This is a genomic window from Paenibacillus pasadenensis (assembly GCF_023715725.1).
GTDB lineage: Bacteria > Bacillota > Bacilli > Paenibacillales > Paenibacillaceae > Paenibacillus_O > Paenibacillus_O pasadenensis_A.
Genome location: NZ_JAMBOT010000005.1, coordinates 18,574 through 33,285 on the forward strand (window position 1 = coordinate 18,574; position 14,712 = coordinate 33,285).

Genomic DNA, 14,712 nt, shown 5'->3' on the forward strand with positions numbered 1-14,712 from the left:
CTCGTCCCTCCTTAGTGGATGCCGGCTCAGCGCCTGCCCGATACCGGGGGCGGCTGCCGATTTACATTCATTGTTTACTGGAGTCATTTGACGCCTGGCGGTCAAAAAACGCGCTTTCCCCGCCGGAATGCGGAGAAAGCACGCTCGTGGAGCGGAATTAGCCGCCGTACTCGATTTTTTGCTTATCGGCATGCCTGTCTATAGCCAGTTCGATTAGCGTATCGAGCAGCTCGCGGTAGGAGACGCCGGATTCCTTCCACATTAGCGGGTACATGCTGTACGGCGTGAAGCCCGGCATCGTGTTGACCTCGTTGATCAGCAGCTGGCCGTCGCTCCGGCGCATAAAAAAGTCCATGCGCGACAAGCCTGAGCCGTCGATAGCAAGATATGCGCGAACCGCCAACTCGCGCACGGCTTCCGCCGTCTCCGCCGGAATATCGGCTGGAATCTGCATGACCGACTTGCCGTCCACGTACTTGGCGTTGTAATCATAAAACTCGGCGGAGCTGATAACCTCGCCCGGCACGGATGCGCGCGGCTCGTCGTTGCCGAGCACACTCACCTCGATCTCGCGCGCGTCGATGAACTCCTCAACGATAACTTTGCGGTCATAACGCAGCGCAAAATCAACGGCCGCAATCAGCTCCTCGCGGTTGCGGGCTTTGGAAATGCCGACGCTGCTGCCCAGGTTAGCCGGCTTGACGAAGCAAGGGTAACCGAGCGCCACTTCAATTTCCATAATGAAAAACGTATGGTCCTTTTCCCATTGCGTGCGGTTGAAATGCCGGTATACGCATTGGGCCAAGCCTTCATGGGCAAATACCTTTTTCATGAAAATTTTGTCCATTCCAACCGCCGATGCCAGCACGCCCGCTCCGACATAAGGAATGTTCGCCATCTCCAGCAGCCCCTGAATGGTGCCGTCTTCCCCGAAGGTGCCGTGCAGCAGCGGGAAAATCACATCGATCGGCTTCTCAGGAGCTGCGGCTGCCGCAGCAGTCTGCAGCGCGGCTTCCCCGGACGGCGAGCCTGCCAGTCCGCGGAACACCGGCGCAAGAGCGGAACTGTTCTCGCCCCCGGCCAGCTTCAGCTGCTCCACGTTATCCGGCGCCTGCAGCAGCACGCCTGCGGAGCGCCACTCTCCCGCCTTGGTGATATAGAAAGGCTGGATCTCGTATTTATCGAAATCAAAAGCCCCCATAACCGCCAGCGCGGTTTGCAGCGACACCTCATGCTCGCCCGATTTGCCGCCGTAAACTAGCCCGACGCGTATTTTCTCTCCCATGTTAGCCCTCCGGTAACCTCTAGAAATTAGGATGCCAACAACCGTTCCCGCTCATGCGGACCGGCTGCGGGCATCCTGTTGTGTCACATCGTATCGTTAAGATGAAAAAAGCGGTAACGGGTATGCTCCGTCCAGGCGTAAGAATCCTTGTAATCCCAATAGCGGTGGCGGCTCGGAACCGTGTTGGCATTAACGAGCGGCATGCCGTCCCCGTCAAAAGCCGTTACGATCGTCGTATGCTGGAACCGCCCGTCTCCATTCCAGTCATACGCTATGACATCGCCAAGGCTGAGCTCAGCCGCGCTTTCGACAGCGGTTGCCCTCATGCCGGAAGAGCGCGGAAAGGATAGATACATCTGCAGCGAATTTGACACCGCCCAGCTGTAGCTCCACAGCTCCTGGCCTCCCGAACGACCCTTGTACCACCAGCCCGATTCTCTTTTACCAGTATAGTTCATAGGCGCTTCCCCTGCAAAGACACACTGCGAGACATAGTTGGTGCAATTCACGTCGAATTCCTCATAGGCGGGATTAGGGTCCTTCCACCACTGATCCGCATAAGCTGCCGCCAGCTCCCGCCGGTATTTGACCGCTCTGGACCTGGTGTTCACTCTAGGCACGACTCCATGGTTTAAAAAGGGCTGCGGCACTCCCAAGTTCTGTCCGTTGCTCCCCCAACCGCTGCCGAAGGAGCGGTTTTCGGCCAATGCGATATCCGCCGCCGAAGGACCGTACCGGGGACGGCGCTCTCCTACAACCGGCTCGATCCGAGTGAGCTTCCAGCCCGCGCCTTCGGAGCCGTCAGAGGTAAGCCACAGCCGCTCCCGTTCGATGCGCTCCTCCATATAGTTGCGCCCCTGATGCTCCACATGCCGTTTTAAATGGAGCTGCAGCACAACCGACACCTCTGAGCCGGCTTCGTTAATCTTTACAATAGAAGCTTTCGTCTCGCAGTGCGAGGTCAGGATGCCGCGCTCCTCGTACCGGTCGCGCAGCCGCTGCAGCCGGTGCAGCAGACGGAGCCGATGATCGGCGTCCGCCATAATACCGGCGAGGGCGGTGTCCCGCAGCTCCAACTCCGCCTGGTTGCAGCCGTTCACATACCGCTGGACAGCTCCCCGCCAGCCCTCCGGCTCCGTATTCCGCTGCTCGGCAGCAGCAGGCGGCTTTTTCCCAACCTTAATGCGCGGCATCCCCTTCTCCACCTTTCTAAACGGTATTTCTCCATCTTAATAATCATCCTATGTGGGACGGGCGCGGGAATATGAGTCGGATTTGAAAGGTTTGTTTGTTTTCAGAAAATTAAGATAACGAATAATTCAGAGCTTAACCGCTCTAAGGACGAGTTAGCGAGAGAATTCCATCGAAATTTCACTAATATTGGTCTTTTACAAGACATGCTGCCGTGCAGTATGATAAAGTTCAGCACATTTCTATTCTGCTGAATTCCACGATTGTGGAAGCGGGGGAACCAACTGCAGGCGTGAGCCTGCCGGGGTGAATCCGGACTCCTCTGCCCGGCTGCCGAAGCCGCGGCGATCCAGTCCGGTAGGGCTACTCTCTGGCCCGAATCCGTCAGCTAACCCCGTAAGCAAACAAAGGAGAGGTTCGACCATGTCTTTGCAGGAACGCTTTACGGGCGGTCCGGAAGCCCGCAGGCTTCGAGCCGCCCGTCGCTCCGCCGCGCATCCCGCGGAATCGGAGGCTTTCCGCTCCACCCCCTCGTCTCTGTCCGTTCCCGGCGCTCCCGTCTTTACAGACTCCTCCGCTTGCCCGGCCATGCCGGAAGCTTCAGAGGATGCACGTATCCGCGAAATACTGTCCACGGATAGTCTGCTTGCGGCCAGTGCGGAGTTAGTCACCGAAGAGCTGCTCGTCGCCGAGGAGCTTTTGAACGGACAGGAGCTGCTAGCGCCAGACCGGCGCATCCGCCGCATGGATCTGTTTATCAGCCGCACAGGCACGATGTCCATTGCGGGCAGCAGCGACTACTTGGTCGCACTTCACATTTATGCAGGGTCCTCCCTGTGCCGCGCTGTCGTCACCATGCCCTACTCCGAGGCTCCTTCCGATTGGGAGAGCTGGAGCAGCTGGTTTCATTCATTTGTCGGTGTACCGAGCGATGAAGCGATGTCGGTGCTCTATTATGACGCTGAATGGATCAGCGACCATAGGGACCGCCTTCTGCGCAAGGCTCTGGAGCCAACGTCCAGAGAAGCGATGCCGTTTCCCGCCACCGCCTTCTGGAGAAGGCATAACCTCATCGAATCCTCGGATATTCACATTCAGTTCTCGATGTAACTCGGCGCATGTTGTAAGGCTGGTGAAAAGATTGCCGCTGCGCCACCGCTCGGCCCTCCGCTCGCTGTTAACTTCGGATTTCCTGGAATTGCGCTACGGTTGCAGTTGAAATCAGAAGTTAAAGGCGAACGCTGACGTTTCTTTTCGCTGTTCTTCTAGAATTAGCGTGTTCTAGACCTAACGCAGCAAAGCCCCCGATGCCAGGCAATCGGGGGCTTTGCTGCGTTTAGGTTAGCGTCCTAACTCGAAGCGGCGCCGCTCGATAAGGCCGTTTGACGCCCTTACGCAAGCTACTCCGCTCGCTTTTGCTCCCCGTAAGGTCGTTTGACGTCCTTACGCAAGCTACTACGCTCGCTTTTTCTCCCCGTAAGGTCGTTTGACGCCCTTAAACAAGCCATTTCGTACGATTTCGCGCTCCTTAAGGGCATTTGACACCCTTAAACAAGCCCGTTCGATCGCTTTAGCGTTCTTTAAGGGCGTCCGACGCCCTTAAATAAGCCATTCTTTTGCGGGAGCTATTTGGTTAGCTGCTTTTTCCACTCTACTCTCCGCTCTCACGCAAAAAAGATTGCTGACAGCTCATGCAAATACAGACTTTATCGCGCAGCGCTTCCGGCAGCCGCTCCAACAGCCCGCTTGGAAATACGGCGTTAACGCACCAGCAGCTCGCTGGATTATCCCCTGCCGCTACCGCGCAGCGATTATCCCTGCTGCAGAGCGGGCACAACATTTCTGCTGGCGGCGGCTGATTAGCAGTTTCCTCGAACTTATGGATGTTCCGCTCTCCTTTTTCGATGGGAATCACGCTCCTGGGCATTAGGTTACCATACATTCACTCATTTTGATCCGTGTATGCCGCTTCTTTTCTGTCTATACCCCACCATACAAAAATCGCAGCAGCAAAAAAGCAAAAAACCGGTCCGGATTTCTCCAGACCGGTTCTTTATGCAAGCCGCGCCTTTTAAGCCCGGCTCAGCTCGAGCTCTTCTTCCTCATCGCGGTTGTAGCTGTCGCGGTCGAACTCTTTTTCAGACACAGCGACCAGCAAGGAAGACACCGTAGTACCCGTTGCGTTTACCGCCGTACGGCCCATATCAACAACAGCGTCGATTGCCAGCACCAGGCCGAGGCCTTCCAGCGGCAGTCCCAGTGCGGTAAGCACAACCGTTGTCGAGATCGAAGCCGGACCGGGAACGCCGGCTACGCCGATGGAGGAAATTGTGCTGACGAGCACGATAAGAATGTAATCCGAAATGTCGAGCGGAATGCCGTACACCTCAGCGACAAAAATGGCGACAACAGCAGGCCATACGCCGCCGCAGCCGTTCATGTTCATCGTTGCTCCAAGCGGAGCGACGAAGCTGGCGATACGCGGCGACACGCGCAGTCTTTTCGTAATTACTTCCAGGTTAACCGGCAGTGTTGCGTAGCTGCTCCGCGTCGTGAAAGCAACCGCCACTGTCGGGTAGATTTTGCGCAGAAACTTAATCGGGTTAAGCTTCGCGCCAAACGTAACAAGAGCGCCAAACGTGAATACAAAGTGAATCAGAAGCGCCAAATAAGTTGCAATAATGATGCCAATCAGCGGCTTGAGCGTCTCAAAGCCGTAACGGGCCGCCATGGAGCCGATCAATGCATACACGCCATATGGAGTCAGGCGAATAATGTACTTGGTAACCTGATTCATCACTTGTTTGAACGACTCGACAAAGTTACGGACAGGCTCGGCGGCTTCCGGCTTGCGGGAGCTCAGATGCACGATGGCAACACCGATGAATATTGCGAAAATAAGAACCGGAACAACTTTGCCGTCCGCCATGTTACCGATCGGATTCGACGGAACGAGATCTAGAATGACCTCCGAAAACGTTGGAATTTCTCTCGCTTCAAAGCCTTCTGTAGTCTGTGCGGAAATTCCAGAGCCGGGATTAATCGCCAGTGCCACGAGCACGCCAATTATAGCTGCGATACCCGTCGTTCCGAGAAACAGCAAAATCGTTTTGGTGCCGATTTTGCGAAGCTGGCCAAGGTTTGAGATCGACGAAATACTGGATACGACCAGCACCGCGACGAGCGGCATAACGAGCATTTTAATCAGATTCACGTAAATTGAACCGAGCGTGCCGATGCTCGTAGCGTCGAGCTCCAGCGAGTTTAGGCTAATCCCGACGACCAACCCGATGCCGAGCGCAATAAGTACGCGGTAACCGAAGCTCACCTTGCGGCGAGCAAGCCAGACAAGCAGCCCGATGACGACGATTGAAATTAAGAGGCTAATCCAGTTCGTCTCAAAGGCATGCACAAGATTGTTGTTAGACAATGAAGCCATCCCCTTTATTTCCTAGTGTTTTACTATGTTATTGTATACTAGCGGCGGGGAAGATTTATGTCAACGATAATTTATAGCCATAATATTCTATGCTGTAATAAGTTAAAGCATCACTGCAATCGAATATTCTATATGTATTGCGGCAAAAACGCGTAGTATCAAGGGTTTAGCGGGTTCTTTTCCGGTGGGGATTCTTAGGTTAGTAGGAATGGGAAAAGGCGATTTCCCGTTGAAGGGACATCGCCTGGGGCCGTTTTTTTGATTGGTTTGTTAGGTTGGGGCACTCACCTTAGTGGGAATGACAGCTGTTCCTTAATTCATGACAGCACAGGAATGGATATTTACTTGATGCTCTTGTGCGGGGAGCGACTGTAATTAAATATCCAATCGAGCGGCGCTACATGTTTCAATCCACGCTCCCGCACGGGGAGCGACAGCGTAAAGGCCCGCTAGGTGCGGCGCAGGACGGGTTTCAATCCACGCTCCCGCACGGGGAGCGACGTCACAAAGGACCCGCCGCGCTTGACTACCGAAGGTTTCAATCCACGCTCCCGCACGGGGAGCGACTTTTGCCTCCCTCATCGTATCCATCGCCAACACTGGTTTCAATCCACGCTCCCGCACGGGGAGCGACAGCATACCCGAAAAACCCTTGCTACGCCTGGGTTTTCAGCCCCAAAAGTGCGAACCCCTTTTTTGCGAGCGCAATTTCCACTCAGAACCTGCACCTAAACGCCGCAATACCTTGCTGCATCTATGGTGCGAACCTCCCGGGGATTTCATGTGAGCTTGGGGTTCGCACCTTACTTTAATTCGAGGATATTGCATTCGTCTATCCAAAATTCCAAATTATGTCGGACATACAAAAACTGAAGATCGATTTGATTCTGTGGGACATAAGATTTCCTTAGGTCAATTCTGTCGATCTTTAAATCGGAAAAATAACAGCTGAGACACGTAACAAAACGAAATAATGAGTAGCGGCAAAGCGGAATAAAAGTAGCGTGACGTTGGTGCAAATGGCAAATAAACGGCAAAGCTAGTCATGGCGCATAAGGCGAAAATTAGGCTCGCATATTGAAACGGCGGTCTTTTGACCAGCATCAGAATCAATCCGATAAAGCCCGTTGAAACAATCAAATAATGGAAACACTTAATTAGCGTTAAACTCGCCAAAAATTTATTACCCGGCCAAATATCTTTAATTAAATACAGCGTTTTTCCCCAAGAGTACCAGCTTATATAAAGCAGCGGTTGATGTAAAAAGCCGTTTTTTATCCGCTCCATCGCCAGTTTGCCCATCTCTTCCGGCGGCATGCTTTGATCGAATAGAGGGTTGTTATTAAACGGATAAGTCCCCCATAATAGCGGGTTTCCGCCTTGGGAAGCCAATAGTGTAACTTCCCCCAACGATAAATAGTTTCTTATCCACCACGGCGACATCACGGCACAAAAACAGAGCAAAAACACCAGGTTTGGGGCAAAGGCTTTCTTTTTCAGGAGAATAAAAATAAATAAAATCACAATAGGAATGACCACAATAAAAGAAGGTCTGATTAAAATGCTTATTCCAAGCATGACAGCCGCTCCCGCTAAAAAACTCATTTTCTTGGTTTTGAAAAAATAAAGCGTCAGTAATAAAAACGTCAGAAAGAACAATCCGTATAACGTCTCCGTCAACATGAACGTATGAGCGTATAAAAATGTCGGGTGAAAATAAAAAATGATAACCGCCAATATAGAAAACATCGTAGTCAGGAACATTCTACATACTTTGAACAGAACAACTCCTGCCAGAATCTGAATCATGATTTGCGCCATTTGTATCGCGGCTAGGGGAGGAGAAAACTCGGAATAACCAAATATAAGATACAGGGGAGCTAAAAACACGATATAACCCGGCATTGTAAAAGCATTAGCCGTTATGGAAAAACCGTATGGCTTATAACCATAAACGCCTTTTTCGATAAATTGAATGACCGATTTGTGATATCCGATCTCATCTCCAGCAATTGATCTGCCCCCATCAACTAGATATAGTCTGCTTAAAAAAGCAATCATTATCGTCGCAACGAGTACAATGTTTGAAACGGTTTCTTTTTTTATTCTCATCTCTTGCATCTCCGGTTGTTATAAAATATTCGCTAGACGGCCCCGCAGCCGCCGTTCCTGTTTCCAAGTCTAGTCCAATTCCTTACAAGCTCCTATCGACTTGCCTTTCATTGAGCTAACAACACTGTAAGCACGATGCGAACGGCCAAAGGCATCCTGGCATGCGCTAGCGAGCTTTATAAAGTACATCTGGAAGATGCATTGAAGGACGACACCTGAACGGTTTCCGGAGTGTAACCAAACTAAGCGATAAGCCACTGCCACCGGACAAGCACAAAAAAGGCGCTTCTCTGAGGAAGCGCCTTGCATCATTAAAGTCGCGGATTCCAACCTGCGCGAATGCCTGAAAATCACCCCGGCAGCATCGCGCCCATACGCGTGGCGGACTGGATTACGAGCGCCGCCTGCTCGCGGATAATGTCCGGCGTGAACCGGGCCGCCGGGCCCGATACGGACAATGCAGCGGCAAGACGGCCGCTGCGGTCGAACACCGGAGCGGATACGGCGGCTGCGCCGGGCTCCCGCTCCTCCATGCTCGTCGCATAACCATTGCGCCGAATCTCTTCCAGCTGCTCGCGGAAGCTCTGCGCGTCGATGCTAGGAGGCAGCGACTCAGCCGCCATCATTAGCTGCGCCAACGACGGCTCAGCGAACGCAATCAGCACTTTGCTTGACGCGCCAACGTACAATGGCAGCCGCACGCCGACAGGAGCGACGCGGCGGATCGCCTGGTTGCTCTGCACAGCCTGGATGCGAATCCGCTCATTTCCGTCCCGTACGTACAGGCTGACGGTTTCGCCGAGCGTATCGCGCAGCCGTTCCATTTCGGGCAGGCAGATGACCGCTGGATCACCGGAGCGGGAACGGTGTGCGGACAGCTCCCATATTCTCATGCCGAGCCGGTAACGCTCGGAGCTGCGGTCGCGCTCCAGAAAGCCTTTATCCTCCAGCGTCGCCAGCATGCGGTGAACCGTGCTTTTGTGCAGGCCGACACGCTCCGCAATTTCCGTCATCGGCAGGTCACTGTCCGTCGTAAAACAAAGCAATATATCCAGCGCCCGTTCAACCGCCCGAACATTGGACTTGCCGTCCTCGGAGGTCTTTAGCGCTCGCGATGCTTCCATAGGTTCACCCGCTTTCTCCTCTGTGGCATGTTGTCCATCCAATTGAGAATCATTATCAGTATAGAGGATATCCGCCATTTCGTCTAGCCCTCTGTAGTTTCACACAATGAAACTTAGATTCTCCTAGTATAACCAGAATCCTCTTTTTCGTAAAGAAACTGACCTATTTTACAGCAACATTACAAGAGCTTAACAATTGATCGACATCAATTGACAGCCCGGCCAAATGGCACATAAAGTAGTAGTACATACGATCTAGAACGCTTTCATGACATGGGAGGGGAAGACGATATGAGCAGTTCCACTCTTCGCACGCCGCTTCAGCTGGAAGCTCCGCTTGCCGCCGTCGTTCCCCGCCGGGATACGCGCCGCAACGCGCTTGCCGCCGCCGTATCCGCCACGACCGCGCTTGTGCTTCTGCTCGTCGTCGCTTTCCACGGCTATATCGCCTGGATGGTCGCCTATCCCTATGTCGCGCCTGTAACTTCCAATCCAATGGAGGCCAAAGGACTGGCTTACGAGGATGTTACTTTCCCCAGTCTGAGCGGGCGCACAACCGTTAGCGGCTGGTATATTCCGGCGGCGCCGGGACGCTCGCTTAAGAGCGAATCCGACCGCACCATTGTGCTGAGCCACGGCTACGGCACGAACCGCGAGGAAACATGGGTGCCTATGTATGATCTGGCCAGCTTGCTTCACAAGCTGAATTATAATGTGCTGATGTTTGATTATGGCTACGCTTCCAAGCAGTACCGCGCTCCAGCCACGGGCGGCTGGGAGGAATCGCAGCAGCTGCTCGCTGCCGTGGATTATGTGCGCACCCAAGGCTCCAAAGAGGTTGTCGTCTGGGGCTTTAGTATGGGAGCGGGCACAGCGCTGCAGGCCGCGCTTCAGACCGACCGGATTGACGCGATGATTCTCGACAGCACCTTTGTTCCGAGCCCGGACACTCTGTTCGAAAATGTGCGCAACATTCTCGACCTGCCCCGCTTCCCTTCGCTGCCGCTGATCGAGAAGCTGCTGCCGCTGTGGACGGGAGTCGACTTTAACAAAATACCGGCCGAAAAGGTCATGAACACATCCTATTCCATCCCGATCTATATGATTCACGGCACGATGGATGCCAAGGCATCTTATCAGTCCGCAGAATCGATCTACGAAAAGCAGGCCAATCCGCTGTCCCGCGAGTGGATCGTTAATGGCGGCCAGCATGAGCTGTTATTCCAGCAGCATCCCAAAGAATATATTCAACGGGCCGCTCTTTTCCTTAGTCAGGTAAATCAATCGATCGAGCTGAAGGAAAAAGGGCTGAGCGCCTAAGCGCGCCCCATACGCCGAAACCGAATCCGCCTGCCGGATTCGGTTTTTTTGTTATGCAGATTTAACCGGGGACAGAGAGTCCGACATATCCATGACCTCATGCCGAATACATTTTATATTGGTGCACGAAACGGCGGGTTTCACGGCTTCTATATCCGGATGTTAAAAGGAGGCAAGCGCATGGCCCGATGGCGGCAATCCCCCGGACAGCAGCTGCTGCTGGAAAATATCAAGGACTGGAAACTTGAAGAGGCCGGGCATATCTCACTTATTTTACAATCCGCTCCTAGACTGGAGCCGACTTATCAAGCCGTGCTGGAGCAGTGGCGAGTGTTGCTGGAACGAACGGCGGCGGAAGCCGAGCAGCAATTGGAGTCGCGATTTAAAAATAATTCGGAGCTCTTCCGTGCTGAGCCGGTCACAACATCCGCCTCTGCGGAAGGAGAGACGGCGGAGCGCGGCTCCTCCGCTCCCGTTGCAGAAGCGGCAGCCGAGCTGCGCCAATCAGAGGCTCAAGCGGATGTTGCTGCTGCCGAGCTGCTGGAGGCATCCGCTGCGCAGAGCAGCGAGCTTGTGGGCCAGCTGCTGCAGCTGCTTGGAACCAGCCGGTCGCTTGGGAGCGATGCCGCGGCGCGCGCTGTCATTCAGCATACGCTCAACGAATCAACGGCCTGTTTAGCCCGAGTAGAAGCAGAGCAGCGACGGCAAGCGGCACTCACGCACGAAGAAGCTGCATTACATCCCGAGCCGCAAAAACAGGAGGAAGACGCCCCGGCGCCTCCCGCCATAACGGAAATAGGCCGCGCTCCTGCACATGCAGGCGATTGGAAGCAGGTGCCGATCGGGGGGCATGAGCTGCCCCCCTTGCCCTATCCCTACAACGCTCTGGAGCCTTATATCGACGAAAAAACGATGCGCATCCATCACGACAAGCATCATCAAACCTATGTGAACGACTTGAACAAAGCCGAAAAGCAACTGCAGGAAGCGCGGAAAACCGGGAATTTTGACCTCGTGAAGCATTGGGAGAGAGAGCTGGCCTTTAACGGCGCCGGGCATTATCTGCACACGCTGTTTTGGAGCGCAATGTCGCCGCAGGGCGGCGGACGGCCGACCGGTACGCTCGGCGACGCGATCGACCGCGACTTTGGAAGCTTCGACGCCTTCAAAAAACAATATACCGAGGCAGCAAACAAGGTAGAGGGCGGCGGCTGGGCGATCCTTGTATGGAGCCCCCGCAGCCGCAGGCTGGAAATTCTCCAAGCTGAAAAACATCAGGACCTGTCCCAGTGGGACGCGATACCGCTGCTGCCGCTCGATGTGTGGGAGCATGCGTACTATCTCAAACATCAGAACATGCGCGCCGATTACGTGAAGGACTGGTGGAACGTCGTCAACTGGCCCTACGTCAATCAGCGTTTTGAAAAAGCCAGAACGCTCGCCTGGGAACCCTACTGACATTAGACATTAGTACATTTGAATGGCTTGAAAAAGGCTCGCGGCTCCACGGTGATGCCTATTAAAGCGTCAAAAAGACCCTAACACAAGCTCTACCGGCTCATTCTTGCTCCTTAAGGTCGTCAAACGACCTTAACACTGGCACTTCCGGCTCATTCTTGCTTCTTAAGGGCGTCAAACGACCTTAACTTAGGCTACTCGCCCTCTTTCCCGCTTCTTAAGGTCGTCAAACGACCTTAACACAGGCAACCAGCCCTCTTTCCCGCCCCTTAAGGGCGTCAAACGACCTTAACACAAGCAACTCGCTCTCTTTCCTCTCCCGTTCGCCGCATATACGCAAAAACCCGCCCTCCTGTTCCACAGGAAAGCGGGTTTTTGCGTGCCGGAGCTGCTCCAAGCAGCTCCACTATGCTAAGCGCCTGCTACTGCTTCAGCAGCTCCAAAAATTCCGAGCGAAGCGCGCTGCTAGAGCGAAACTCTCCGCGCACGCCGGAGGTAATCGTTTTGCTGCCGGGCTTTTTGACGCCGCGGGAGCACATGCACAGATGCTCGCCCTCAACGACAACCATGACGCCCTGCGGCTGCAAGGCCTCGTCCAAAATGTCGGCAATCTGAGACGTGATGCGCTCCTGCACCTGCAGCTTGCGCGTGACCGCCTCGACGAGGCGAGCCATTTTGCTCAGCCCCAGAATGTGGCCGTTCGGCAAGTAGCCGATATGGATTTTGCCAAAAAACGGAGCCATATGATGCTCGCATTGGCTGTAGTAGACGATATCCTTCACGATGACAAGCTCCTCGTGGTTCTCGTCAAACGTAACGCCGAGCACATCGGCCGGATTCACTTCGTATCCCGCGAAAATTTCCTCGTACATGCGAGTGACGCGCGCAGGCGTGTCCAGCAGTCCTTCACGCTCGACATCCTCGCCGACCAGCTTCAGAATCTCGCGGATATGATATTCGATTTGCTCGCGGTTGCGCGCAACCATCGAGTTGGAGTAATCTTTAAGACCTGCCATTGCTGCTGCCTCGCTTCCTCGCTTACCGGACGCTGGCTCGGTTATTTACGCTTGCCGCCGCGCTGGTTGGGAATGAATTTTTGCTGCCCGCCGCCGCCCTGCTGGCCCTTCATCATTTGCTGAGCGCGCTGCATTTGTTTGTTGTTCAGGTTGTAGCCCATTTGTTTAGCCATTTTTTGCAGCATTTCCGGATCGGATTGCATCTTCTCCATTTGTTTGCGGAGATAGAAGACCCCGATGAAAAATCCGCCGACCAAGCCGACGATAAGCGTCACGATCGGGATGACGATATTATACCATTCCACGCGCGGTTCACCTGTCCTTTATCGATGTTCATTAAAGCCCGGTGATAAAGCTGCTGCTGGATCTAAAGCTTGGCCCTCCGGTCGCTGTCGCTGCTTCAGGTTCAGCCTTGATAGCCCTCTTATTCACCACGCTTTAAAAGCTACTTCATCTTAGCATTATCGCCTTTATCGCGCAATTTAGAGCTTTGCGGTCTCAAAATCTTTCTGATCCGTCTCGCTTGGTTTCTCAGCGCGCAGCGCAGCAAGCGAGCGCTCCGCCCAGGAACGCGCTTCATCGTCGCTCTCCCGCTGCACAGCCGCTTCCAGCGCCGCCTCCGCCTCCGCTCCGCCGATGCGGCCCAGCGCCCATGCCGCCGTGCCGCGCAGCACGGGACGCGGATCATCCTTGAGCAGTGCGGCAAGCTCCGGCACCGCGGACGTTTCGCGGAAATTGCCCAGCGCGATAACCGCATTGCGCTGAATCGGCTTTTTGCCGCGCCAAGAGGAGGCATTGGTTCCGTACCGTTCCTTGAACTCCCTGTTGGACATATTCAGCAGCGGCAATAGAAGGGGCTTCACCTGCTCCGCATCAGCCTCGAACTCGGGATGCCGGGTTACGTTGACGCCTCTGTTCACCGGGCAAACAATTTGGCAAGTATCGCAGCCGTACAGGCGATTGCCGATTTTTCGCATCAGCTCGTCGCTGACCATCTCCTTTGTCTGCGTGACATAGGAGATGCAGCGCTGCGCGTTCAGCTGCCCCGGACCGACCAACGCGCCCGTCGGGCAGGCATCGATGCATTTTGTGCAGCTGCCGCAGCTGTCCTGCAGGGGCGAATCTGGCTCCAGCGGCAAATTCGTAATCATTTCAGCGAGATACATAAACGTGCCGTGTTTACGGTTCATAATAAAACTGTTTTTGCCGGTCCAGCCTATGCCCGCCCGTTCCGCTACCGCACGGTCGGACAGCTCTCCGGTATCAACCATCGATTCCGCGCGCAGCTCCGGCACACGCTCCTGCAGCCATTGTTCCAGCCTCCGCAGCCTGAGGCGCAGCACGCTGTGATAATCTTCGCCCCAGGCGGAGCGGGACAGGATGCCTCGTCTAGCGACCGGCTCGGAGCGGGGCGGATTCGGCAGCTTGTTCGGGTAAGCGACGGAAATTGCGATAATGGAGCGGGGCTCCTCGAACAACAGCGATGGATCGGTTCTTTTGTCCAGATCAGATGCTTCAAAACCGGACTCGTACCCAAGCTCGCGGTGCCGAATCAGCCGGCCCTTCAGCTCTGTGAACGGCTCCGGCGAAGCAACGCCTATGTCGTCGATCCCAAGCCCAAACGCGGCTTTTTTCATCTCTGCCTTCAACCAGCTCCAGAATGCTGCATCGCGAATCGGCTCCGTCATCTTCCCCCCTCCTTATTTCATAAAAAGTTCCGGTCTCACCTGGTCTTCCTCTATGATCAGACCGCCCTTTTACTTTTAC

Annotated in this window: 12 protein-coding genes and 1 riboswitch; of the genes, 3 read left to right on the plus strand and 9 right to left on the minus strand. The window is 54.4% G+C overall.

The window, feature by feature from the left end:
- Positions 1-157: 157 nt before the first annotated feature.
- Positions 158-1,285 carry a D-alanine--D-alanine ligase gene (locus M3223_RS13745; RefSeq protein WP_251562372.1) on the minus strand — a complete coding sequence of 376 codons (1,128 nt, stop codon included), beginning with the start codon at positions 1,283-1,285 and terminating at the stop codon, positions 158-160.
- Positions 1,286-1,368: 83 nt separating this feature from the next.
- Positions 1,369-2,478 carry an amidase domain-containing protein gene (locus tag M3223_RS13750; protein ID WP_251562374.1) on the minus strand — a complete coding sequence of 370 codons (1,110 nt, stop codon included), beginning with the start codon at positions 2,476-2,478 and terminating at the stop codon, positions 1,369-1,371.
- Positions 2,479-2,714: 236 nt separating this feature from the next.
- A riboswitch (cyclic di-AMP (ydaO/yuaA leader) is annotated at positions 2,715-2,894 on the plus strand.
- Positions 2,895-2,899: 5 nt separating this feature from the next.
- Between M3223_RS13750 and M3223_RS13755 the strand changes: the two genes are divergently transcribed.
- On the plus strand, positions 2,900-3,586 hold the full coding sequence (locus tag M3223_RS13755) for a hypothetical protein (RefSeq protein WP_251562375.1): 687 nt from the start codon (positions 2,900-2,902) through the stop codon (positions 3,584-3,586).
- 541 nt (positions 3,587-4,127) lie between these two features.
- Here M3223_RS13755 and M3223_RS24520 read toward each other — a convergent pair.
- The 4 genes from M3223_RS24520 to M3223_RS13775 all read right to left on the minus strand — a co-directional run bounded on the left by M3223_RS24520 (position 4,128) and on the right by M3223_RS13775 (position 9,151).
- Positions 4,128-4,418, minus strand: a complete 291-nt coding sequence (locus tag M3223_RS24520; RefSeq protein WP_353057698.1) for a cysteine-rich CWC family protein — start codon at positions 4,416-4,418, stop codon at positions 4,128-4,130.
- A gap of 129 nt (positions 4,419-4,547) precedes the next feature.
- A complete protein-coding gene (locus M3223_RS13765; RefSeq protein ID WP_435368017.1) occupies positions 4,548-5,906 on the minus strand; it encodes a dicarboxylate/amino acid:cation symporter in 1,359 nt (452 codons plus the stop codon).
- 921 nt (positions 5,907-6,827) lie between these two features.
- On the minus strand, positions 6,828-8,027 hold the full coding sequence (locus tag M3223_RS13770; protein WP_251562377.1) for a glycosyltransferase family 39 protein: 1,200 nt from the start codon (positions 8,025-8,027) through the stop codon (positions 6,828-6,830).
- A gap of 350 nt (positions 8,028-8,377) precedes the next feature.
- The gene (locus M3223_RS13775) at positions 8,378-9,151 is read right to left on the minus strand and encodes an IclR family transcriptional regulator (protein WP_251562378.1); all 774 of its coding nucleotides are present in this window, start codon (positions 9,149-9,151) and stop codon (positions 8,378-8,380) included.
- 291 nt (positions 9,152-9,442) lie between these two features.
- Between M3223_RS13775 and M3223_RS13780 the strand changes: the two genes are divergently transcribed.
- Both M3223_RS13780 and M3223_RS13785 read left to right on the plus strand, forming a co-directional pair.
- Positions 9,443-10,471 (plus strand): alpha/beta hydrolase, encoded by a 1,029-nt coding sequence (locus M3223_RS13780; protein ID WP_251562379.1) that lies wholly within the window; start codon positions 9,443-9,445, stop codon positions 10,469-10,471.
- 180 nt (positions 10,472-10,651) lie between these two features.
- Entirely contained in the window at positions 10,652-11,929 is a 1,278-nt protein-coding gene (locus tag M3223_RS13785; protein WP_251562381.1) for a superoxide dismutase, read from the plus strand.
- Between the two features lie 422 nt (positions 11,930-12,351).
- On the opposite strand, the gene folE is transcribed toward M3223_RS13785, so the two are convergent.
- The 3 genes from folE to queG all read right to left on the minus strand — a co-directional run bounded on the left by folE (position 12,352) and on the right by queG (position 14,633).
- Complete coding sequence (folE, locus tag M3223_RS13790) at positions 12,352-12,945, minus strand: GTP cyclohydrolase I FolE (RefSeq protein ID WP_251562383.1); 594 nt, start codon at positions 12,943-12,945, stop codon at positions 12,352-12,354.
- A 41-nt stretch (positions 12,946-12,986) separates the two neighbouring features.
- On the minus strand, positions 12,987-13,250 hold the full coding sequence (locus M3223_RS13795) for a YneF family protein (protein WP_251562385.1): 264 nt from the start codon (positions 13,248-13,250) through the stop codon (positions 12,987-12,989).
- Between the two features lie 177 nt (positions 13,251-13,427).
- Positions 13,428-14,633 (minus strand): tRNA epoxyqueuosine(34) reductase QueG, encoded by a 1,206-nt coding sequence (queG, locus tag M3223_RS13800; RefSeq protein ID WP_251562387.1) that lies wholly within the window; start codon positions 14,631-14,633, stop codon positions 13,428-13,430.
- Between the last annotated feature and the right edge of the window lie 79 nt (positions 14,634-14,712).